22 protein-coding genes and 1 tRNA gene are annotated in these 21,049 nt (G+C 34.7%); 7 read left to right on the forward strand and 16 right to left on the reverse strand.

The window, feature by feature from the left end:
* Window positions 1-70: 70 nt before the first annotated feature.
* Entirely contained in the window at window positions 71-1,345 is a 1,275-nt protein-coding gene (gene rodA / locus PMN2A_RS09020) for a rod shape-determining protein RodA (RefSeq protein ID WP_011295496.1), read from the reverse strand.
* Between the two features lie 9 nt (window positions 1,346-1,354).
* Window positions 1,355-2,440, reverse strand: coding sequence for an Mrp/NBP35 family ATP-binding protein (locus PMN2A_RS09025; protein WP_011295497.1), 1,086 nt, complete (start codon window positions 2,438-2,440; stop codon window positions 1,355-1,357).
* A 180-nt stretch (window positions 2,441-2,620) separates the two neighbouring features.
* Here PMN2A_RS09025 and hemF point away from each other — a divergent pair, with 180 nt between their 5' ends.
* The gene (gene hemF / locus PMN2A_RS09030; protein WP_011295498.1) at window positions 2,621-3,667 is read left to right on the forward strand and encodes an oxygen-dependent coproporphyrinogen oxidase; all 1,047 of its coding nucleotides are present in this window, start codon (window positions 2,621-2,623) and stop codon (window positions 3,665-3,667) included.
* An 11-nt stretch (window positions 3,668-3,678) separates the two neighbouring features.
* Here hemF and PMN2A_RS09035 read toward each other — a convergent pair whose 3' ends face one another.
* Both PMN2A_RS09035 and PMN2A_RS09040 read right to left on the reverse strand, forming a co-directional pair.
* Window positions 3,679-4,434 (reverse strand): hypothetical protein, encoded by a 756-nt coding sequence (locus tag PMN2A_RS09035; RefSeq protein WP_011295499.1) that lies wholly within the window; start codon window positions 4,432-4,434, stop codon window positions 3,679-3,681.
* A 9-nt stretch (window positions 4,435-4,443) separates the two neighbouring features.
* Window positions 4,444-5,001, reverse strand: coding sequence for a cofactor assembly of complex C subunit B (locus PMN2A_RS09040; RefSeq protein WP_011295500.1), 558 nt, complete (start codon window positions 4,999-5,001; stop codon window positions 4,444-4,446).
* Between the two features lie 186 nt (window positions 5,002-5,187).
* On the opposite strand from PMN2A_RS09040, the gene PMN2A_RS09045 reads away from it, so the two are divergent.
* A complete protein-coding gene (locus tag PMN2A_RS09045) occupies window positions 5,188-5,832 on the forward strand; it encodes a ribonuclease D (RefSeq protein WP_011295501.1) in 645 nt (214 codons plus the stop codon).
* Between the two features lie 21 nt (window positions 5,833-5,853).
* On the opposite strand, the gene PMN2A_RS09050 is transcribed toward PMN2A_RS09045, so the two are convergent.
* Window positions 5,854-6,123 carry a hypothetical protein gene (locus tag PMN2A_RS09050; protein ID WP_011295502.1) on the reverse strand — a complete coding sequence of 90 codons (270 nt, stop codon included), beginning with the start codon at window positions 6,121-6,123 and terminating at the stop codon, window positions 5,854-5,856.
* 57 nt (window positions 6,124-6,180) lie between these two features.
* Entirely contained in the window at window positions 6,181-7,401 is a 1,221-nt protein-coding gene (locus PMN2A_RS10210; protein WP_011295503.1) for a lipid-A-disaccharide synthase-related protein, read from the reverse strand.
* 57 nt (window positions 7,402-7,458) lie between these two features.
* Between PMN2A_RS10210 and PMN2A_RS09060 the strand changes: the two genes are divergently transcribed.
* Both PMN2A_RS09060 and PMN2A_RS09065 read left to right on the forward strand, forming a co-directional pair.
* Window positions 7,459-7,529 (forward strand) — tRNA-Cys (locus PMN2A_RS09060).
* Between the two features lie 340 nt (window positions 7,530-7,869).
* On the forward strand, window positions 7,870-8,301 hold the full coding sequence (locus tag PMN2A_RS09065) for a hypothetical protein (RefSeq protein WP_011295504.1): 432 nt from the start codon (window positions 7,870-7,872) through the stop codon (window positions 8,299-8,301).
* 66 nt (window positions 8,302-8,367) lie between these two features.
* On the opposite strand, the gene PMN2A_RS10945 is transcribed toward PMN2A_RS09065, so the two are convergent.
* Window positions 8,368-8,547 carry a hypothetical protein gene (locus PMN2A_RS10945; protein WP_011295505.1) on the reverse strand — a complete coding sequence of 60 codons (180 nt, stop codon included), beginning with the start codon at window positions 8,545-8,547 and terminating at the stop codon, window positions 8,368-8,370.
* Between the two features lie 50 nt (window positions 8,548-8,597).
* On the opposite strand from PMN2A_RS10945, the gene PMN2A_RS09075 reads away from it, so the two are divergent.
* Window positions 8,598-9,569, forward strand: coding sequence for an aldo/keto reductase (locus PMN2A_RS09075; RefSeq protein ID WP_011295506.1), 972 nt, complete (start codon window positions 8,598-8,600; stop codon window positions 9,567-9,569).
* A 7-nt stretch (window positions 9,570-9,576) separates the two neighbouring features.
* On the opposite strand, the gene PMN2A_RS09080 is transcribed toward PMN2A_RS09075, so the two are convergent.
* Window positions 9,577-10,209, reverse strand: a complete 633-nt coding sequence (locus PMN2A_RS09080; protein ID WP_011295507.1) for a hypothetical protein — start codon at window positions 10,207-10,209, stop codon at window positions 9,577-9,579.
* Between the two features lie 160 nt (window positions 10,210-10,369).
* Window positions 10,370-11,410, reverse strand: coding sequence for a phosphoribosylformylglycinamidine cyclo-ligase (gene purM, locus PMN2A_RS09085; RefSeq protein WP_011295508.1), 1,041 nt, complete (start codon window positions 11,408-11,410; stop codon window positions 10,370-10,372).
* Window positions 11,411-11,533: 123 nt separating this feature from the next.
* Here purM and PMN2A_RS09090 point away from each other — a divergent pair, with 123 nt between their 5' ends.
* The gene (locus tag PMN2A_RS09090; protein WP_011295509.1) at window positions 11,534-13,084 is read left to right on the forward strand and encodes a bifunctional pantoate--beta-alanine ligase/(d)CMP kinase; all 1,551 of its coding nucleotides are present in this window, start codon (window positions 11,534-11,536) and stop codon (window positions 13,082-13,084) included.
* Here PMN2A_RS09090 and PMN2A_RS09095 read toward each other — a convergent pair.
* The 4 genes from PMN2A_RS09095 to PMN2A_RS09110 all read right to left on the reverse strand — a co-directional run bounded on the left by PMN2A_RS09095 (window position 13,074) and on the right by PMN2A_RS09110 (window position 15,946).
* Window positions 13,074-13,547, reverse strand: a complete 474-nt coding sequence (locus PMN2A_RS09095; protein WP_011295510.1) for a low molecular weight protein-tyrosine-phosphatase — start codon at window positions 13,545-13,547, stop codon at window positions 13,074-13,076. The two genes, PMN2A_RS09090 and PMN2A_RS09095, sit on opposite strands and share 11 nt — an antisense overlap.
* Before the next feature lie 18 nt (window positions 13,548-13,565).
* On the reverse strand, window positions 13,566-14,342 hold the full coding sequence (locus PMN2A_RS09100; protein WP_011295511.1) for a phycoerythrobilin:ferredoxin oxidoreductase: 777 nt from the start codon (window positions 14,340-14,342) through the stop codon (window positions 13,566-13,568).
* A 13-nt stretch (window positions 14,343-14,355) separates the two neighbouring features.
* On the reverse strand, window positions 14,356-15,072 hold the full coding sequence (locus PMN2A_RS09105; RefSeq protein ID WP_011295512.1) for a 15,16-dihydrobiliverdin:ferredoxin oxidoreductase: 717 nt from the start codon (window positions 15,070-15,072) through the stop codon (window positions 14,356-14,358).
* A 166-nt stretch (window positions 15,073-15,238) separates the two neighbouring features.
* Window positions 15,239-15,946 carry a heme oxygenase (biliverdin-producing) gene (locus tag PMN2A_RS09110; RefSeq protein WP_011295513.1) on the reverse strand — a complete coding sequence of 236 codons (708 nt, stop codon included), beginning with the start codon at window positions 15,944-15,946 and terminating at the stop codon, window positions 15,239-15,241.
* 79 nt (window positions 15,947-16,025) lie between these two features.
* Between PMN2A_RS09110 and PMN2A_RS09115 the strand changes: the two genes are divergently transcribed.
* Window positions 16,026-17,450 carry an NADP-dependent isocitrate dehydrogenase gene (locus PMN2A_RS09115; RefSeq protein WP_011295514.1) on the forward strand — a complete coding sequence of 475 codons (1,425 nt, stop codon included), beginning with the start codon at window positions 16,026-16,028 and terminating at the stop codon, window positions 17,448-17,450.
* A gap of 26 nt (window positions 17,451-17,476) precedes the next feature.
* Here PMN2A_RS09115 and PMN2A_RS09120 read toward each other — a convergent pair whose 3' ends face one another.
* The 3 genes from PMN2A_RS09120 to PMN2A_RS09130 all read right to left on the reverse strand — a co-directional run bounded on the left by PMN2A_RS09120 (window position 17,477) and on the right by PMN2A_RS09130 (window position 21,048).
* Window positions 17,477-18,829, reverse strand: coding sequence for a four-carbon acid sugar kinase family protein (locus PMN2A_RS09120; protein ID WP_011295515.1), 1,353 nt, complete (start codon window positions 18,827-18,829; stop codon window positions 17,477-17,479).
* A 30-nt stretch (window positions 18,830-18,859) separates the two neighbouring features.
* Window positions 18,860-20,044, reverse strand: coding sequence for an alpha-hydroxy acid oxidase (locus PMN2A_RS09125; protein ID WP_011295516.1), 1,185 nt, complete (start codon window positions 20,042-20,044; stop codon window positions 18,860-18,862).
* 146 nt (window positions 20,045-20,190) lie between these two features.
* Entirely contained in the window at window positions 20,191-21,048 is an 858-nt protein-coding gene (locus PMN2A_RS09130; protein WP_011295517.1) for a galactose mutarotase, read from the reverse strand.
* Window position 21,049: the final 1 nt, after the last annotated feature.

A 21,049-nucleotide genomic window follows, 5' to 3' on the forward strand; every position in this document is an offset into this window, starting at 1 on the left:
TAATGATACTAAAGGCTCTATATTGACTAAATAAATGCGTTTAGAAAAACACCTAAGCAAAAGTATCTAGTCAAAGATTTCTTCTTACTGACTGACCTCGTCTAGACACTGATAAACAAAAGCCCAGACTAATAAAATTGACAAATAACGCAGTTCTTCCATAGCTCATAAAAGGTAAAGGGATTCCAGTCACAGGGCCTAGGCCAATAGTCATAAATATATTGACCATAATTTGAAAGATAAACATTGAAGTTATTCCAATCACAATCAATGATTCAAAATCAGTACGCGCATCAATAGCTATCTTTATTAATCGCAAGATTAGAATAAAAAATAAAAATGAGACCAATAAAGTTCCTAAAAAGCCTGTCTCTTCTCCAAGAGCACTAAAAATGAAATCTGTATGTTGCTCTGGAATAAATTTTAATTTAGTTAATTGACCTTGCATCAGACCTGATCCCAGCAATCCTCCAGATCCAATGCCTATTTTGCTTTGAAGCATGTGATATCCACCACCTAAAGGATCTTGGCTAGGATTAAGAAAAAGGATTAGTCGATCTTTTTGGTAATCTCTTAAAACAGATTCCCAAATCCAAGGAGAGATTTTCGCTATTAATGAATGAAAAAAGACAACTAATAAAGTTAGTAATTTTTTTTGATGTGGCAGAGACTTATAAGACAAAAAACCAATGATTGGGATCCAAATAAAAAGTCCAAATTGATATACGTATGCAAGTAATCCCGTAACCAAAGTAGCCAAAATAATAAATGCCCACTCATATGGCATCCCCGCCCAATACAACATTCCAAGAAGTATGGCTCCAAAAACAAGAGATGTACCAAGATCAGGTTGTATAAAAACCAAAATCCAAGGCAAAAAGGAAACGAATAAAGGTTTCATTAAATGGGATAAATCTGAAAACCTTTTTTGATCTAAGATAGAAGCCAAGACAAGTATTAAGGTTAATTTTGCAAACTCAGAGGGTTGAATATATAAGCCAGCAAAGCTCAACCATCTTTTTGCTCCCAAGGCAGAAGTACCACTAAAATTCACATATAAAAGTGTTGAAATAGTCAAAAAATATATTGTTAGAGTATATTTTCGTAAATCTTGCAAAGGAACTTGAGCTAAAAAATAAATAATTAATGTACCTATATAAGCAATAATTGCATGTTGATACCAATCTGTAATTCCAAGATTTCTCTGAGTGCTCGCAATTAAAAAACAAGATAAATGTACTAAAATAAAAGGCACGATCCAAATTACTAAATCTATATCTCTCCAAATCTTTTTGTTTCTTACTATTTTAAAAGAAGATATTTTATTGCGACCAAAACCCATCATTAATTTAAATCACTGTTTAACAGATAATGCATTACACAAAGTTCCAGCAAGTTCTAAAAATACTTTTGCTGTTATTGAATCTCTAGATGTATGAACGACAGGTAGATCCTTACCTGTGCCTGAAAAAGTATCTGTCTCTATTGGTATTTGAGAGAGTAAAGGGACATTATTCTCTTTAGCTAATTGACTACCTCCTCCTGAACCAAAAATCTTGTATGATTTTTGTGGCTGATCTGGAGGGATAAAATAGGTCATATTTTCTATCACTCCAAGTACTGGAATATTCATTTGTTTAAACATTGCCAAGCCCCTTCTTGAGTCTTGAAGGGATACATTTTGTGGAGTTGTAACTATTATCACACCTGCCATGGGAACTGCCTGGGCCAAAGAAAGTTGGGCATCTCCAGTTCCTGGGGGAAGATCTACTATTAAAAAATCACGTTCACCCCAAGAAGCTTGATATAAAAATTGTCGAATAATTCCATTAAGCATAGGGCCACGCCAAATTACTGGCTGATTTTGATCAATTAATAATCCCATTGAAACCATTCCAATTCCACAAGTTTCAATGGGAATAATCTTTTGCTCAGCACCCGACCCACTGACTTCAGGAGTTATTTCGCTAACGCCAAGCATATACGGCGTATTTGGCCCATAAATATCAGCATCAAGCAAGCCAACCTTAAAACCTTTTTGACTTAGAGCACAAGCCAAATTCACGGCAACCGTACTTTTACCAACCCCACCTTTACCGCTACTTATAGCGATAACATTTTTCACTTTTGGTATTGCAGTTAATCCCTGAGATTGACTACCGTGGCCAGCTTGACCAATAGGAGACTCTTTAGATGGAGATGAATCACCTATCTCTATTTGTACTTCTTCTATATCTTCCAATGACTTAATGCTTTCCCTAATATCAACTGCCATCTGACCTCTTTGAGCTATCGCAAAATTAGGGAGATTTAGTCTTACAACAATTTTCGGTGGCTTTACTGAAACTACTTCAAGCCATCCGAGTTCCACAATAGATCGTTCACTTCCGACATCCTTGACTGAATGAAACGCTTTTAAAACCTTATCGTTGGTTTGCATTCTTAATTTCTATTACATTTGATGATAGTAAAAAATTCGGCACATATTCCACCTCATGATCCAATGATATTGCCTTTAGTAATAAGTAAAAACTATTCGCAATACAAACTTTTCCAATATTGGTGTGAAATGTGCATCATTTGAAAGTATTTTTTTAAAGAAAGCAAAATACAATTAATTTTGTCCTCCTCACAAGATAAAGCCAATTTACCGGCAAACAATTCAAGAGCTCGAGCAAAAAAGCTTGTTTTAGAGCTTCAAGATGAAATTTGCGCTGGCTTAGAGACTATTGATGGTGAAGGCAAATTCCTAGAAGAATCTTGGGAGAGACCAGAGGGTGGTGGTGGACGCTCAAGAGTCTTGAAAGATGGACAAATCTTTGAGCAGGGAGGGGTGAATTTTTCTGAAGTACATGGCAATGAACTTCCACCCTCAATCATTAGCCAAAGACCAGAAGCAAAAGGTCACTCTTGGTTTGCGACAGGAACCTCAATGGTTCTTCACCCCAAAAGTCCTTACATACCTACTGTTCATCTTAATTACAGATATTTCGAAGCAGGGCCTGTTTGGTGGTTTGGGGGAGGGGCTGATTTAACACCTTTCTATCCATATCTATCTGACACGCGTCACTTTCACTCATGCCATAAAAATGCATGTGACACAATTGACAAAGATCTACATAAGGTTTTCAAACCTTGGTGTGACGAATATTTCTTCCTAAAACATAGAAATGAGACTAGAGGAGTTGGAGGTATCTTTTATGACTATCAAGACGGATCCGGCTTGCTTTATAAAGGACAAAATGCAAATGGGAAGGCCTCTAAAATCGCAAAAGAGCTAGGGGAATATTCTTTGAATTGGGAAAATCTTTTTTCACTTGCCAAAGCATGCGGGCAGGCATTTCTGCCCTCCTATGAGCCAATAATAAAAAAGCGAAAAAATCAAAGTTTTTCAACCAAAGAAAGAGACTTTCAACTTTATAGGCGAGGTAGATATGCTGAGTTCAATTTAGTATGGGATAGAGGAACCATTTTTGGATTACAAACGAATGGAAGAACGGAGTCAATATTGATGTCATTACCTCCCTTAGCAAGATGGGAGTATGGATATAAGCCAGAAGAAAATTCACGTGAGGCTCTATTAACAGATTTATTTACTAAGCCTCAAGATTGGTTTACAGATAAATCTCTGGAAAAGAGGTGTTTAACTCATCAAGCATTAGATTAGATACTGAACTTCTAGATTATTCCATTTAAAAAAGCCTGAACTATTTCAGTTGCAAGAAGCTTTATTGTTTTTTGCCTAGTTTTTAAATTTCTGAGATTTTGTTCTAATAAACCCTCTAATTTCCCGATTTCAAGAACCCTTATTTGTCTTCTTGGAGCTCCTAAACCTCCTCTAAATAACACAGGAAACCGTCCAAATTTCCTGGCAATTGACTCGTCTATTTTATTTGGTGTCTCAGAAAAAGGAGGGATTAATCCTGAACCAACTCCGTACTTACCATATGCATCAAAATGAATCTCAATCGCATACCCACCACGTTTGGCGAATCTCTTACCTACTGACCAATTCGTTCGTGGATCATTAGCATCATCTATATTTCTTATTCCTGGGTCATAAGATCTGATATTTAAACCTTTTTTTTTGCCAAGTTTAACAATTGATTCTTGTAATTTTAAATTCCAAAAAAGTTCATCACTAATTTCTGGATGCATAGGATTCAAACCAAACTTATCTACAGCTTCCCCAGGTGTGCCAGCACCAGCCAATCCCTGAGAGTCTGCGTGGCCAGCTAATACTAAAATAGGAATATTTTTATCTACATCTTTACTACCAATCCAAGTTGCAGATAGATTAGAAGCATCCCCGATGATTAGTTCAAAATCTTCTTTAAAGCTAAAATTCCTAGTATAATAAAGTTGAGCAAACGTATAAAAAGCAAGTAAAAAAACTATTAATTTTAAACTATCTAATACTTTATTTCTTAACACTAATACTAATTAAATAGGAGAAGAAAGTAGAGAGTTTTCGCTACTAAGCTCAAGACTTTCAGATAATTCCAACTGAATTGCTATCAGCTCATCACGATGAGCTTTGATTCGTAAAATGCTCATATCAGATAGATCTGAACTTAACAACTTAACTTCTAATGATTCCTCTCGTTTGGATTTAATACGATAAATGATTCCAGCCAGAGGTGCACCAATAGCAGCTAGTAGCAAAGGCCACCAGCTCAAAGAGGGATAAAGCTGAATTAGAACAAGGCCTAAACAGGCTGAGCCCACTCCTCCTAGGCAAGATAAAAAGATCACCAAAAAAGCACTAGAAGCAACATTGCCACTAAAGATCAACACTTTCTCTTCAACATTGCCTCCATTTTTTTTCCAACCACGATCTTCCAACCAAAAACTAATGCCTTTCAAAACTTCTAGGGGAGGCAAAGGGGACTGAACATCTACAATTGTTGTGCGGTCCTTACTAGCAGCTCGCAAAAAGAATCCCAAACCTATTGCCAATAGGATAGTGAGAAACAAAGTTGAGGAGAATGCCGATTGCATCTCAAAAATACGATCATTTTTATTTTAATTGTTCTGGAAAACATAGCTACAAAAGTGAGCTAAAGAAATCAAAAGATTTTTGAACACATAACATCGTTGAATTTACTGAATATTTTTTATCATTTGAGGTACTAGAATTAGATCATAAAGAAATTTCTGCTGAATTAAATTTCCATTAAATTTATTATGCCAAAAAAAACCGATGAACCCTCGACTTTCAATATCTTTGATCAAGACATAGATAGTGAAACTGAGATTGCTTTAAGATCATCTTCAGCTTTAGCAGTTGATACCGAAGCCATGGGATTAATTCATGGTAGAGATCGGCTTTGTTTAATACAAATATGTGATGAATTTGATAATGTTATTTGTATTCGTATAGAACGAAATCAACATTCAGCACCACACTTAAAATCTATTCTTGAGAACAAAACAATTGAAAAAGTCTTTCATTTTGCAAGATTTGATGTCGCTGCCTTAGCAAGTAATCTCAATATTAATGTTAATCCAATTTTTTGTACAAAAATCGCAAGTAAAATAGGAAGAACTTATAGTCCAAGGCATGGATTAAAAGAAGTAGTTTTGGAGACTGTTGGAGTGGAATTAGACAAACAAGCTCAAAGCAGTGACTGGGGAAAAGTTGGTGATTTAACTCAAAAACAACTTATCTATGCTTCAAATGATGTTAGATATTTACTAGGCGCAAAACACAAACTTGAAGAGATGTTGAAACGTGAAGAAAGATGGGGATTAGCCCAAAAATGTTTCCAATGCGTACCAGTTTTGTCCGAGCTTGATAGAAGAAGATTTACAAATATTTTTGATCATTAATTTTTTCATCCAAAAAATGTATTAATCCTCAAGCATAAAATTCTCCTCTTCTTTTAGAGCCTTTAATAATTGATCAAATGATGCGGCGGCAGATACACTTTGTTTTGTATCCTCATTTAAAGTTTGCTCAAGGAAACTTTGAGCAATTTCTTTTCTAGATTGCAAATCTTTTTTGCCTTCTTTAGCTGCCGCGACCTCTACTTTTCGTCGAGCGGCTGAAATACTAATACTTAAAGAGGATGCTAATTGAGCACAAATTTTAAGATAATGATGATCTTCAATTAGTGGCATATGCAGAAGCTTGAATAGAAAATCTTCATGAAAAATCTTTTATTAGATTACACCTCACTATGAGCCCTGGGACAAGTGATTCGAAATACTAAGTGCTATAGAGTGACTTCCGCCCTCTGGACCCATTCTTTGAGCCCCTCTTAAGCCAATAATCTCTCTATCAAAATCAGAGTTCAGTAAAAACTCTACTTGTTTTGAGAGAGTTTCATAACTCTTAGCAATAGCCACCGATCCTCCTAATAAACGACTTTGACGCTTAGCAAAATTGAAATTAAATTGGTGTCCTTTTGCTGGCAAGGAAACGCATGGGATTCCTAAACCTACTACTTGTTCTGTAGCTGTACCTGCATTAGCTACTCCTACTTCTCCCCACTTAGCCCAACAAGAAAATTGGTTAAAGCCAATCAATATAAGTAATGAGTTTTTTTTCCATATTTCTGAAATCCCATTTTGACCTGTTGATTGATAAGTAGATTTAAAGCCTAAGTCCATCAATATTAATGCTATTTTTTTTCTCATTGCAGAAGAACTTAAAGGAACAAAGACTGCAATGGAAGATTTAATTCGAACAAATTGAACTGCAATTAAAAGTTTTTTAAAATTCTGATACGCCTCAGGCAAACGACTTCCACATAACAAAATCAAACGCCTATATCTTTTAAAGTCATCAGGACATTGTCTTTTAGAAATTCCATCCATCATTGGATTTCCCAGGGACAGTGCCTTTACGCCGTGATTTCTCAAACCTCTAGCAGTGATTTTGTCTCTTACTGCAACCATCTTGCATCGACTAGATCGCATTAACCAATATTCCCATGGATCCCACTCAGTTCCTTTCAATCGATGGTAACAATCACTTACAGCGGATCTTGGACCACTGGCCCATGTGTAATCACTTTTAGGAGTACCAATAAAAAAATAATTTGCTCCACTAGCCCATGCAAAAAGAAGAGGTAATAAATCTCCAACTGCAACGATAATTTTTCCTTCTTTGGCTGCTCTATGAGTCAAAGTCCATTGAACCCAAAGACTTCCTAACAATCCAGCTTTTAAATCTAAAACCAAACCACTAAAACTCTGATTACTAAATCCTCCGCTTGGCAAAAATGTTGAGGGGCCAATCTTTGCAAGCCAACCATTTTTTACATGCTTTAAAAATGCTTTCCCATCTCCAACCATTGGGAGAACTTCTTGGGAGACATTTGGATTCATTTCATGGAGAGCTTCTATAACCCTGCAAGCAATCGTGTCTTCTCCATGTCCATTACAAAGAAACAAAAGATTTTGTTCGGCTTGACTGATACGATTTGAATTGGAAATGAAACTTTCATTTTCGGCGGCATGGCCAAGTGGTAAGGCAGAGGATTGCAAATCCTTTATCCCCAGTTCGAATCTGGGTGCCGCCTTAATTATTATTCGTTTAATTTTCCTGCAGAAGACCTCTAGCAAAATGCTCCATGTGTAGCGAGTAGCAAGTTTCAAGAAGATTCAGAAATCAATTAATTGATCTTGGTACAATATCTAAATATTGATCTATATCCATTCTTACAGTTAGTCTCTAAAAGAACCACTAGCGAAAAGCTTGTGGTTAATCAGAATGAGAAATTTTTACATCTTATTTTCACTACTTGATTAAATATTTTTTGTACATGTTATGAAGGTTTTTTTTCATTACAATTAAATAGAAGAATTCACATAGAAACATTATTCATGAATTAATATTAATCATATTAATCAATAAGAACAGTGTCTGATCAAATTGAGTTCAGTTCTTTTTATAAATTATTAAATTCAATAAAGGAAGGTAAATCTGAACAAATACCTTTACTAGATGAAACAATCAATGACTTCCAGAATGGTAATAACTCGAAAAGTTTTCTTGATGAATTAGGGTCTCTTTATCTCTCTATAGGTATGACAGAATTATATAACTTTGCGAATACAAGAGATCTCCAAGAAATTGGACTTATCGATAAAGAAGGATGGGAAACTTTATCTTCTAAAAATCAACAAGAATTACCTGTATACCTAGCAAACAAAATGATTGAGTACATTAAAGAAAATAAAAAAGTAAAGGAAATGTCAAACAAGTGGAATATTAAAGAAGGTGAAATAAGAAAGCATATAACTAAAATGGCAAGATATATAACTGAAGGGATTATTGATGTAATTGAATAGAATTAAATAAAGATTAATATTTCATATGACAATCTATTTTAATACTTTTATATCTAAATAGATAAATCAATACTCATTATCTGCCACACAAATACCTAGACATCTTATTCCGTTACTAGAAGTTCTTCCACAATGATTACATAGAACTTTTTCTTGTTGACCTTTACTTTCATTGTCATTATGTTTTTCTTCACTACTCTGCTTTTTTTCAAAACAAGAATCTTGAAAACTATTTAATTTATCCATGTAAGATAATAATATTAGTTTTATTTATTTGAAATAACTTCAATGAAGTCATGACTAAGAAAAAAATTGGGATTGGTTTTGGAACATGGGCGTGGGGAAATAAGCTTGTTTGGGACTACAAAGCTGAAACAGATGATATTTTACTTAAAAAAACTTTTTTTGATGCAATAAATGGGGGATTAGATCTTATTGACAGTGCAGATTCATATGGCACGGGAAGTTTATTTGGGCAAAGCGAAAAGCTAATAGGCGATTTCCTTGAAGAGTTGCCCAAGAGAAAGCTGAAAAAAGTTACTATCGCAACAAAGCTTGCACCCTTTCCATGGAGAATTGGTCGCAATGGTCTAGACAATGCATTCCAAGAAAGTAATCAGCGGCTAAAAGGAAATATGACAAGAGTACAACTTCATTGGAGTACTTATCGCTATGCACCTTGGCAAGAAGAACAATTACTAAATGGACTAGGAGATTTATACGAAGAAGGTTTAATCAAAGAAATTGGGCTATCTAATACTGGTCCAAAAAGACTAAATTTTTTATTCCAAAAGCTGAAGAAAAGAGGAATTAAAATTAAAAGTATACAAATGCAGCTTTCGTTATTAACAAAACCATCTTTAGAAGATGAAAATATAAAAATTATATGTGATGAGAATGAAATTGAATATTTAGCTTATAGTCCATTAGGACTGGGAATCCTTACAGTTCCACCTAATCAATCTCCTAAGCCTACAACATTCTTACGAAAAAGTTTATACCAAAGGATACTTCCAAAAACCATAGAATTGAGAACATTACTAACTCATATCGGTAAAAAGTATTCAGCTTCCCAAGCAGAAGTTGCCTTGAATTGGGTTAGGTCTCATGGAGCTAAACCAATAGTCGGTATTCGTAATCCAAACCAAGCTAAAGATGCAATTTCAGCACTTAATTGGTCTTTAACTAAAAGTGAAAAACAAAAGCTGGATTTTTGCAGGAATGCATGTCTAGCAAATATGCCACTAAATCCTTTTACTAGTCCATAATCCAAATTTAAGTATCAGGACTAACAATAACCTTCATTGAATCTGAAGAGGTTGGAAGACTAATAACTTTTGCCGGTGGAATTGGCTGTGAATTTGAGCTTTTTCCAATTATTTCTTTCTCAGGCTCTTTTTCATCATTAGCACAAGCTTCTAAAGCCTCTCTCAACAACGAGTCAAAGGTTGCACCTGGCAATCTATGCCTAGCTACCTCAAGGAACGTGAGCGGTAAAGACTCTGATGCCGCATCTTTTAATGCAGGATTATTTTTTCTATGCTCTTGCTCGTCCTGAATTGCTCGGATAAATCTTAGAGTGACTTCATGCTTAGTCGAAGCTTTAATCAAAGTATCGTTATCTCTTGGACCATTAGTTGCTTCTTGTTCTAGATCATTAATTCTACTCTCCAAACTTGTAAGTACTTCATCAGCTTCTTTCCCAATATGAGAAAGTTGTCCGTCAGACAAGTTTGGTAAATCAGCTACATATACTTTTCCATGATCTCTAAGGGTTAAAAAAGTTGGTCTTGGGCCACTATTTTGCCGCATACCCGAATCTGCTTGACCTCCAAGAGGCTTTCTAGGAGGTGTTGGACCTGCAGAACTTCTCCTACGCGTTAGACGCTGTTGATTTTCAAAAGGCATAGAGCTAATTAAGATCTAACTTCGCATTACCCGAACTAATATCCGGCTTGCGTTTTTTTACATCTTACTGTTTTTTTACCGTTATAGAAAATCTTTTTTAACCTTCATTTAATTTGTTCAGGTACTGTACTAGGGATTTTATAAAACTTCGCTTGTAACCTCAGCTTGGTATTCCAAAAATACCGATATTTTTTGAATTGTTCTGACTTTCAACAACTTGACCTATATTCCAAGCCTCAAAATCATTTTTGATACATATTTCTAAAGCAGAATTCACCTCATTTTTAGGAACAATTAAACAAAAACCAATACCCATATTAAATGTATTCCAAAGATCAATTTCAGGAATATCTCCAGCATTTTGTAACCAATTAAAGATTTCAGTTATTTCCCAAGTAGTTATATCTATATGTGGTGACAATCCAGAAGGGAAAATTCTAGGAAGATTCTCTGGCAATCCACCACCTGTAATATGCGTCATTCCATGAATTGGTAAATTTTCTCTCAACAATTTCTCAACAAGTTGAACATAAATTGCTGTTGGTTCCAGTAAAGATTGGATCAAGTTCCTTTTATCTTTCCCAAAAAGAGTATTTTCATCCACATTCGCCATAGAAAGAACTTTACGCACAAGACTAAAACCATTGCTATGAACACCGTTACTTTTAATCCCAATGATCTGATCTCCACAATTGATTTTCGTGCCGTCTATTAAGTGATGATTTTCAACGATCCCAACACAGAAACCTGCAAGGTCATATCTTCCAATGGGATAAAAACCTGGCATTTCAGCTGTTTCGCCTCCCAAGAGAGAACAATCCGATTGACAACAGCCTGCTGCAATGCCCTCTATCACTTCAGCTAAAGCATCAGGAGTCAAAGTTCCGCTTGCTATGTAATCAAGAAAAAATAAAGGTCGAGCCCCATTAGTTATTACATCATTTACACACATTGCAACCAAGTCTATTCCGACTCCAAAATGGCAACCATATTGCTGAGCTAATTCTAATTTTGTACCAACACCATCTGTCCCAGAGACCAAGACTGGACTTTCAAAGCCTTTTGGAATTCTTATACATCCTCCAAAACCTCCTAACCCACCTATGACCTCACTTTTATGAGTTTTTTCAACGCATGATTTAATTCTCTCCACAAAGGCTCTTCCAGCAGTAACATCAACTCCCGCAGTTTTGTAATCCATCAGTAAAAAGCTTTCTTATTCAAAAGATATGAACCCTAATATGAAATCCATATGGGATCAGTATGCAATCAACTTATTTCATTTCAATCATAAGTTGATGAAATTAATTTGTTTACCAACATAGTGGTACGAAAAATCTTCCAAACTAATGCTGAATTAAAAGATTGGCTTAGTGGACAAAATTCAGCAATAATTTTTATCCCTACTATGGGAGGACTTCACCCTGGGCACCAATATTTAATTCAGAAAGCAAAAGAAAAAAAAACAAACACAAACCAAATTATTCTTGTAAGTATTTTTGTAAATCCATTGCAATTTAGCAAGGGTGAAGACTTCAAAAAATATCCCAGAAATATAAAAAGAGATGCTGAATTAGCTTTTAGTGCAGGAGCAGACGCGATTTGGGCTCCAGAATATGATGAAGTTTTTCCCGGAGGCGCAGATTCACATTTTAAAATTGAAGTTCCTAAAACATTGCATAATCAATTATGTGGTGCTGAAAGGAAAGGACATTTTGATGGAGTCGCAACCGTTATTATTCGATTGATAAAAATTATCAAACCAAAGAAACTTATTCTGGGAGAGAAAGATTGGCAACAATTAATTATAATTAGAAAACTCTTTCAAGAACTATCAATACCTGTAAAAATTGAATCCTATTCCACACAAAGAGACCAAAGTGGATTTGCTTATAGTTCAAGAAATTCTTATCTTAGTGATTCTGAAAGAGTAAATGCTCAATCATTACCTAATGCAATCAAAGAAGCAAAAACAGAATTTGATAAAGGGAAAGTAATAAATCTCACAAAAATAGCTTCGATATTTAAAGAAAATAATTTAAAAATTGAATATCTCAAAATTGTAGATCCATTTTCATTAAAAGAAACAGAAAATATCAATAGACTATGCCTTTTGGCAATAGCAGTAAAATGTGGGTCTACGAGGCTAATTGATCACACTTTTCTTATGCACAGAAAACCAATTATTGCGATTGATGGTCCTGCTGGTGCAGGGAAAAGCACAGTAACTAAAGCATTTGCCAAGAAACTTGGTTTTATTTATTTAGATACTGGCGCAATGTATCGAGCAGTGACTTGGTTAATCATAAGCAATTCTATTGATCCAAATGATCAAGCGGAAATCAAAAATATCTTGAAAGATTCAAAATTAGAATTTAAAAACTCAAGCTTTGTTGAGCAAAAAATCTTCATAAATAATATTGACGTAACAGAGAAGATACGATCCCCTCAAGTGACTTCAATGGTATCCGAAATTGCCAAACAACAATTTGTAAGAGAAGTATTGACGCGAAAACAACAAGTAATTGGAAATAATGGGGGCTTAGTTGCAGAAGGAAGAGACATAGGCACAGCTGTATTTCCAGATGCAGACCTAAAAATTTTTCTTACTGCCTCTCCAACAGAAAGAGCAAAAAGAAGAGCCCTTGACTTACACAAAAGAGGTTATGAATTCTCCAGCATTGAAGATCTTGAAAAAGAAATTAAAGAAAGAGATAAAAAAGATAGTGAACGAAAAATAGCTCCTTTAAAAAAAGCTCAAGATGCCATAGAGCTTGTAACAGATGGTATGAATATTGAAGATGTATTAAAAGAGCTAATTGATATTTTCAGATCAAAGATTCCAGAGGAAGTCTGGCCAACGCCTAATTCGTGAGACTATCTATTAATCCATCCATAGCATCATCAAGTAAATCTATAACTTTATCGAATCCATTTTGTCCACCATAATAAGGGTCAGGGACTTCATCTAATTGAAAGTTTTTTGAGTAACTTAGAATAAGCTTTATTTTAGAATTTACAGGATTATTTTGATCTTTAGTTAATGATTTAACAGCATCGAGATTATCTTTATCCATAACAAGAATCTGATCAAATTCATATAAATCATTTTCTTCGATTTGTCTCGACCTACTGGTCAGTTCTATCCCCCTTGATAACGCTGTTGCTCGCATTCTTTTATCAGGAAGATTTCCAACATGCCAACTACCTGTTCCTGCGGAATCAACTACAAACAATTTTTCTAAATCTCTCTCTTTAATTTTGTGATTAAAAATGCCTTCAGCGGCAGGCGAACGACAAATATTGCCCAAGCAAACAAAGAGAATTTTTTTTACCATTTTTCTAATGTCTTTATTTTATTTTAAGTCAAAAAGGATATTATTTATATAGCTTTCAGTCCATACCTCTCCAAAAAAGCTTCGCAACATGCCTCTTGCAGGATCTTTTTCAGCCCTATATCGCATATATTTTTTCTGACCATTTAACAGTTGAAAAGATCTTTCCTTAGAAGTTATTTTTGCATCTCTCAATAAATCAAAGAAACAATTCAAGTATTCATCAAAAGCAGGTTTAATTGTCTGAGTAATTAAGTTGTCACCTTCTTCTCCTAATGGAATTCTAGACCAAAGAAAAGCTGGAGAAAAGTATTGTCTAGCATCAGAGGGAATATCACCTCCTGATGGAATTTTAGATTGCCAATGAGCATGTATAGGTTTTAATTTATTCCAAACATGTTGAGTATGATTTATATCATCTTTTAAAGCTGGTTGAAGATCTAATGCAATAAGATGTCCATTTGGAAGTGTGACAAAATCGGCTCCAAAAAAAGGGAGATCATAATTATTGAGAGGTGAAATTACCAAATTCATGACAGAAGTAATTTCACCTGCTTGCAAGCAAGCACATCTGGCCTGTCGTATTTTTTCCATCTTTAGACCCCATGTTTCCAAAATGACTTTTTTAGGATTAGAACTTGAACCAAAAAAAGACTCTCTAAACAGAAAATCATTATCTATTTGATAAGGTCTAGTTTGAAAAGTAGAAAAGGCCTTAATAGTTTCATCTAAGAAACAAGCCCAACGCCAATTACTTATTGAAATAGGATCCTGACTATTATTTCGAATAATTTGCATTTAAAAAATAAACTTAAGGATTAATGTTTTCTAGGCTTAAAGGAAATAAAAATTCTTTCATATATTTCTCTGACCATTCTTTACCGAAAAAGCCAGAAAACAAACCATGAGCAGGATCTTTTTCAGCACTATATTTATCATAATCTATATGCAATATGCTGACCTCTTGAGATTTAATATGATTTTCATTAGCTTTAGATAAATCAAGATTTTTCCAATAACATTTAAGAAAAGAACTAAAAATTTTTGGTAAAATATTTTCCGCTTCAAAATTACCTCCTTTGCAAAATAGAGCCCATGGAGAGAAGTACTTAGTTGGATCATATATATTACTTTTCATATCAGAGTTAAACTCATTAAAACTTTTTTTGAGGCTTTTCAAGCCATCAAAATATCTATCTAAATATTCTTTATCTTGAACTAGAGGCTGGAAATCAAGAATCGCAACTAGCTTTTGTTTTTTTTCAAACCACAAAAGGTCAATACCCATAATTGGCATATCATTTTGTTCATTAGGATAAGCAACTGAATTTAATACCTGAAGGCGATCTCCTGCGTCCAACCTGGTGACTCTCCATCTTCGAAATCCTGGAACATCCCATAACCAGCTGTTGAGTTTACAATTACCTTGTTTTGAAACGCATTCACAAAATTCATTCGGAACAATCAACTTTTTACCGCCATGTTCAAGAATATTTTTTGTTAACTCACTTAACAGGTCATTAAACATATACAGTCATCTCCTTGCAGAGTTTAATAACGTCTTCTCCCTTAAAAAAATTAAATCGGTTAAAGAGAATAAATACAAACCTTTTACACTTTTATATTTCATAATAGATATCTTAATAGATAATGAATATAAATAAAATAATGATCTTAAAAAAATATAAATTTTACTACTCCGTGCTACCTTTTCGCTTTTTATTTGCAAAAAATCTAAATAAAACTTTCCCTATTGCTGCAATTAAATTTCCTTCTAATTCATTAAAAATATCCATATTATATTTAAAAGATCTATTGGCCTCTTCTATAATTGAATCTGCTATCTTTTGATCAATAGGAAGATTATCCAGGGTATTTCTATACTTAATCTTAAATTCTTTTGCATCGCTGATTTCCTCAAAAATATAAAAGCTAAGTCCATCATCACCAGGAAGATTCATGGCTTTTTTAGTAATTGTTTTCAAAAGCTGTCCTCCAGACAAGTCACCTATATATCGGCTGTAATGATGCCCAATTAAAAGTTCAGGATTATCTTTCGCGATTTGTCGAATTCTTGCTTCATATTCAACAGCTGGCTTTGAGGGTTTTACCAATTCAGACCAATTACTACCAAAGTAGAACGACAAATCTTGCTCTAATTTTTTCTTACGAAAAAGCTCTTTAAATCCAATTGGAGAAATTATCGGATGAGAATTTTCACAAAGTTTTTCTATCTCTTCCTCCATCGCAGAGTAAACAAAATATAAATCAGCTAATAAATTTCTGTATGAGGACTTATCAACTACGCCCTTGAGGAAACAACTTATAAAACCTGTATTTTCAGCCATCGTATGAGACTTTTTAGTCCCTTCACGAAGTTGCCTAGCGAAGGCTAGTGCCATGAGTTCAAAATCATTTAATCAAAACTTACCACTTAGACATAAGCTCAACATTAGATGAATTAATCGCTGAATAAAAATCATGGCAAATTTTGAAAAGCTTACTGCCCCATCAGAAGGCCAAAGAATTACTTTTTCTGATGGAAACCCAGTAGTCCCAGACCATCCAATTATTCCATTTATCAGAGGTGATGGAACAGGGATTGATATTTGGCCAGCTACACAATTAGTCATCGATAAAGCTATTGAAAAAGCTTATGGAAAAAATCGATCCATTGAATGGTTCAAAATCTATGCAGGTGATGAAGCTTGCGAGTTATACGGAACTTATCAATATTTACCAAACGATACCCTCGAAGCGATCCGAACTTACGGGATAGCTATCAAAGGACCTTTAACAACTCCTGTAGGTGGTGGGATTAGATCTTTAAACGTATCTCTAAGACAGATTTTTGATCTATATTCATGTGTTAGGCCTTGCAAATATTACGAAGGGACTCCAAGCCCTCATAAAAAGCCTCAGGATTTAGATGTAATTGTTTATAGAGAAAATACTGAAGATATTTATATGGGTATTGAATGGGAATCTGATGATCCTGAATGCATCAAATTGATTGACCAAATCAATAATGAAATAATTCCAGCCAGCCAAAAACTAAAAAACAGGAAAATTCCAAGCGGATCAGGAATAGGCATTAAACCAGTTAGTAAAATTGGTAGTCAAAGACATATCAGACGTGCAATTAAACATGCACTCACCCTGGAAGGGAGCAAAAGACATGTGACCTTGGTTCACAAGGGAAACATCATGAAATTCACTGAAGGAGCTTTCAGAGATTGGGGATACGAATTAGCAACCACAGAATTTAGGAATGAATGCGTTACCGAGAGAGAAAGTTGGATTTTAGGTAATGTAGAAAAAAATCCTCACATCTCCTATGAGGAGAATGCTGAGTTAATTGATCCAGGTTATTCGTCTTTAACAGAAGAGAAAAAGAAAGCTATTTGTGATGAGGTTTGTTCCGTTCTTTCAATCATTGGCAGTAGTCATGGCAGTGGTAAATGGAAAGATATGGTGATGGTTGATGACCGAATAGCAGATAGTATTTTTCAACAAATTCAAACTCGTCCTCAAGAGTATTCCATACTTGCAACTCTCAATCTTAATGGTGACTACATATCGGATGCGGCCGCTGCAATTGTTGGTGGACTGGGGATGGCACCAGGTGCAAACATTGGAGATAAAGCGGCTATTTTCGAAGCTACCCATGGAACAGCTCCTAAACATGCAGGTTTGGACAGAATAAATCCAGGTTCAGTAATACTAAGTGGAGTAATGATGCTGGAATATTTGGGTTGGAATGAGGCAGCAAAATTAATTACAAATGGATTGAGCAAATCTATTTCAGACAAACAAGTTACTTACGATCTAGCACGATTAATGGAACCACGCGTAGAGCCTCTTAGTTGTAGTGATTTTGCGAACTCAATTGTTGAAAGATTTTAACTAATTTTATCTAGAGTCTTCACAAATTAAGAAATTGAATCCATCAATTTCAATACTTCTAGTAGTGTTTTCTCATTTCCAAGATTGCCTGGGAAAGTAATTACTGGTAAATTATATTGATCAGAATCACCTGTTACTATTGACAACCCTGGTAATATTTGTCCTTTTAAATGTACATGATTAAAATTCAACCCTTTCTGAAGTAAGATTTGTGTTGTAATACCTCCTTTACTAATAATATAACCAAATTTATTAGTTATTTTTCTAACTAGAATTGACATAAACTCTGCAAGTTCAAGTCCAAAAGTCATTCTTTCAGAGTAAGAAGAAAACTTCATTTCTTCTCGAGAAGTATATAAAACAGGTACTTTTTCTAAATCCAAAATATCATCTATTTTCGATAATAAAGTATACTCTATTTCTAAGATTTCCTGTTGACGATCTTCCAAAGCAAATATATTAGCTAATTTACTGACTGGTATTTCCAACCCTTTACAGGAATTATCCATCATTAAAACCTCTAATTGATCTGTCGCTAATTTCACATGGGAGCCAACTATTATCAAACCTGGCTTATATTTATACTCATTATTTTTCGATTTCAAAGAAACTAAATCTGCAGTACATTTAGGGTTAGGTGGCAATGCAGATAAAGATTTTATAAAGCTTGCTGCAGTCCTAAAAAGAAATCTTTTTTCTTTAGAAACTACTTTGATCGCATTAGCTAGTATTTCTAGATGATGAGGTAATTTAGCATCCACAACCACTGAAGTATTATTTTCTAATTTAGATAAAAATTTTAAAAGAGATTCAAAACCATCTTCATCATTAAAAGCCATGTCTAATTGTTTAATTTTAACGTGCAAGATATTTTTCGCCTTAATCTTTCCAAAACTTTTTTCTTCAATCCATTTAGCTAAATTACTAGTAGAAAATCCAAAAATATTATCATGACCAAAATCAGTAGCATGAACAGGTATACCATTTAAATAATGAATACCGTTTTCAGTTGTTCTTCCACCTTCCAAAAAAGCTGGAATGTGAAATGTTGCATCAAATGGTCCTAATTCTTCCGCAAGAATTGCAGGTTCTAAAACACCATGACCACGTAAGGTTGAATCACCTCTACTAATATAAAAGAAATCATTTTTGGAATATCCTTGTCTTACAAAAAATTTCTTAATAGATGAGCATATTTCTCTGGTTTTCTTAGCAGCCAACACAGAAGATAAAGATCTTGTGTTCGCAAGTATAAATATTAAAGGAGAAGACTGTTTAAATGCTTTCTCTAGATTTTGTTCATCCCAATTTAATAATAATGGGCATCCATAAACAGTTTGAGATCCAGTTGGATCATCATCAAAAATAATTATTTTCATAGAAAATAAATCTATTATTCAATCAAAGATTTATTCGAATCTCTCCCAACTTTCAGGAACTTGAATATAAGATTTACTTAAATCGGCAACAGACCCACATCCCAATAGTTTCATAGTTCTCACTATATCTGTTTGAAGAATTTCTATAGCTCTGGCAACGCCTTTCCCTCCTGCAGCAGCAAGTCCATACGCATATGCTCTACCGATCAAAACTCCTTTCGCGCCAAGACATAATGCTTTCACAACATCACTACCCCTGCGAATACCTCCATCTAGCAACACATCTATTTTCCCATCAACTGCAGCTAAAATTTCGGGCAAAACACGGATCGTGGGAGCAACGCTATCAAGTTGCCTGGCTCCATGATTAGAAATAACGATCGCATCAGCCCCTAGCTCTGCCGCTTTTTTTGCGTCATCACCAATATGTATACCCTTAACAATAATTTTTCCACCCCACGCTTCTCTTATCCATTGAAGATCATCCCAAGTAACCACTGATTGCTCTAAAGCAGGACCAATTGCCGTGTATCCCATAGGGCCATCATCTAGTTGAACATTAGGAAAACTCATTAAGCCTCCATCACTTAACCATTGAGTCATCCAGCATGGTTTAACTAATATTTGAGGAATATAAGGAAGCATCTCCAAAGGATTCATTGATAAAAGCTGTTGAGTTCCTGATCGCATATCTCTTTCCCTCAAACCAGATACAGGTGTATCAATAGTTACAACTATTGCTGAGAATCCAGCTTCTTTAGCTCTAGCAATTGTTTTTAAAGCGACTTCTTTACCACCAAGTAAATAAAGCTGATACCAAGCTGGCCCGTTTGTAGCAGCTTTAACGTCTTCTAACAAACAACCTGAGAGAGTCGACAAGGTATATCCAGTTCCAGCTTTTCCTGCCTCTCTAGCTGCAACAACTTCTCCTTGAGGATAGAACATTCTGCTACTACCTACTGGTCCCAACAAGAAAGGAAGTTGAAATTGCTGATCTAAAACAGATATTCCAAGATCACACGATGGAACAGAAACTGCACATCTAGGTCTAAATAAAATTTCATTATATGCGTTGCAATTTTGCGAAAGTGTTTGCTCTCTATCTGCACCACTATCTATATAGTTAAAAACCATTGCCGGCAGACGATTTTTAGCTCTAGACCTGAGGTCATCAATATTAAGTACCCCAGGAGAGGAAACATCTGCTCCTAACATTATTCATCACAAATTCATGAATTATGAATCTATAATATATTGAACATAGTTGCAAAAATGAACAAAATATTGAAATATTTGTGATACAAAAAGCTATAAATTAAATTTAATTAGTTAGAAACTATACTCATCAAAAACTTAAATAACTAAAAAGAATTATGCTGAAAAGTGGTAGATAAATCTATATATTCTTCTGGCTTGATTTCCAGCTTTCTATCTCCAGTAATCAGGGAATTCCTTGGGCTAGTCCAAGGCTCTAGACAAACCATTTGTCTAGGAGGGTCAGTCCATATGACTGTTGTATCCATAGGCTCTTGATGAATTAATTCAATTACATTCCTAGATAAAAAATCAAACATTTTAACCGAAGAAGAAGGATAAGAAAGAAAATCAACACCTTTATCTAAAATCCTTATCTGATCAGAGACATTAGTAACTTTCATATTAGTTTGATCAATACATTTTTCAGGCAAACCATCTATCTTTATTTTTTGTGTATTTGAAACTTGAAAATATGGATGCAGACCAAAACTGAAAGGCATAGACTCTTGACTCTGATTGTGGATTTTAATTGATATTTGAAGACTTTTTTCTTTCAAGCACACGTCCATCCACAAAGTAAAAAAGAAGGGAAAATAAGAACGTGAATCCTTTGTATCAGTGAGTTTAAGTCTTATTCCTAGTTTATCTTTTAACAAATTTATTGACCAAGGTAAATCTCTTGCAAAACCATGCTGTTTTAAAAAATACTTCTTGCCGCCATTTGAATAGCCCTCAGACAAATCACCGCATATGGGAAAAAGGATAGGTATTCCTCCTCTGACACTTTTATCTTTGTCTAGAAAACGCTCTAAATCAAAGTACAAAAGTTCCTTCCCTTCGCTGCGCCATTCAGTAATCAACCCTCCTCTTTCAGGGACAATTCTTATTGATGAATCGAATTCAGGGTTTGAATATTCCCAATGAGGATAAGGCTTTATCTTTTTTTCGAAACTGACGGTCATC

The organism is Prochlorococcus marinus str. NATL2A, from assembly GCF_000012465.1.
GTDB classification, from domain to species: domain Bacteria; phylum Cyanobacteriota; class Cyanobacteriia; order PCC-6307; family Cyanobiaceae; genus Prochlorococcus_B; species Prochlorococcus_B marinus_B.

What these genes read in the sequence shown, in the direction of transcription:
- rodA (WP_011295496.1), bottom strand. Translation starts at nt 1,345, where the DNA reads ATGATGGGTTTTGGTCGCAATAAAATATCTTCTTTTAAAATAGTAAGA.
- PMN2A_RS09025 (WP_011295497.1), bottom strand. Translation starts at nt 2,440, where the DNA reads ATGCAAACCAACGATAAGGTTTTAAAAGCGTTTCATTCAGTCAAGGAT.
- PMN2A_RS09040 (WP_011295500.1), bottom strand. Translation starts at nt 5,001, where the DNA reads ATGCAATCGGCATTCTCCTCAACTTTGTTTCTCACTATCCTATTGGCA.
- PMN2A_RS09045 (WP_011295501.1), top strand. Translation starts at nt 5,188, where the DNA reads ATGCCAAAAAAAACCGATGAACCCTCGACTTTCAATATCTTTGATCAA.
- PMN2A_RS09050 (WP_011295502.1), bottom strand. Translation starts at nt 6,123, where the DNA reads ATGCCACTAATTGAAGATCATCATTATCTTAAAATTTGTGCTCAATTA.
- PMN2A_RS10945 (WP_011295505.1), bottom strand. Translation starts at nt 8,547, where the DNA reads ATGGATAAATTAAATAGTTTTCAAGATTCTTGTTTTGAAAAAAAGCAG.
- PMN2A_RS09075 (WP_011295506.1), top strand. Translation starts at nt 8,598, where the DNA reads ATGACTAAGAAAAAAATTGGGATTGGTTTTGGAACATGGGCGTGGGGA.
- PMN2A_RS09080 (WP_011295507.1), bottom strand. Translation starts at nt 10,209, where the DNA reads ATGCCTTTTGAAAATCAACAGCGTCTAACGCGTAGGAGAAGTTCTGCA.
- purM (WP_011295508.1), bottom strand. Translation starts at nt 11,410, where the DNA reads ATGGATTACAAAACTGCGGGAGTTGATGTTACTGCTGGAAGAGCCTTT.
- PMN2A_RS09095 (WP_011295510.1), bottom strand. Translation starts at nt 13,547, where the DNA reads ATGGTAAAAAAAATTCTCTTTGTTTGCTTGGGCAATATTTGTCGTTCG.
- PMN2A_RS09100 (WP_011295511.1), bottom strand. Translation starts at nt 14,342, where the DNA reads ATGCAAATTATTCGAAATAATAGTCAGGATCCTATTTCAATAAGTAAT.
- PMN2A_RS09105 (WP_011295512.1), bottom strand. Translation starts at nt 15,072, where the DNA reads ATGTTTAATGACCTGTTAAGTGAGTTAACAAAAAATATTCTTGAACAT.
- PMN2A_RS09110 (WP_011295513.1), bottom strand. Translation starts at nt 15,946, where the DNA reads ATGGCACTAGCCTTCGCTAGGCAACTTCGTGAAGGGACTAAAAAGTCT.
- PMN2A_RS09115 (WP_011295514.1), top strand. Translation starts at nt 16,026, where the DNA reads ATGGCAAATTTTGAAAAGCTTACTGCCCCATCAGAAGGCCAAAGAATT.
- PMN2A_RS09120 (WP_011295515.1), bottom strand. Translation starts at nt 18,829, where the DNA reads ATGAAAATAATTATTTTTGATGATGATCCAACTGGATCTCAAACTGTT.
- PMN2A_RS09125 (WP_011295516.1), bottom strand. Translation starts at nt 20,044, where the DNA reads ATGTTAGGAGCAGATGTTTCCTCTCCTGGGGTACTTAATATTGATGAC.
- PMN2A_RS09130 (WP_011295517.1), bottom strand. Translation starts at nt 21,048, where the DNA reads ATGACCGTCAGTTTCGAAAAAAAGATAAAGCCTTATCCTCATTGGGAA.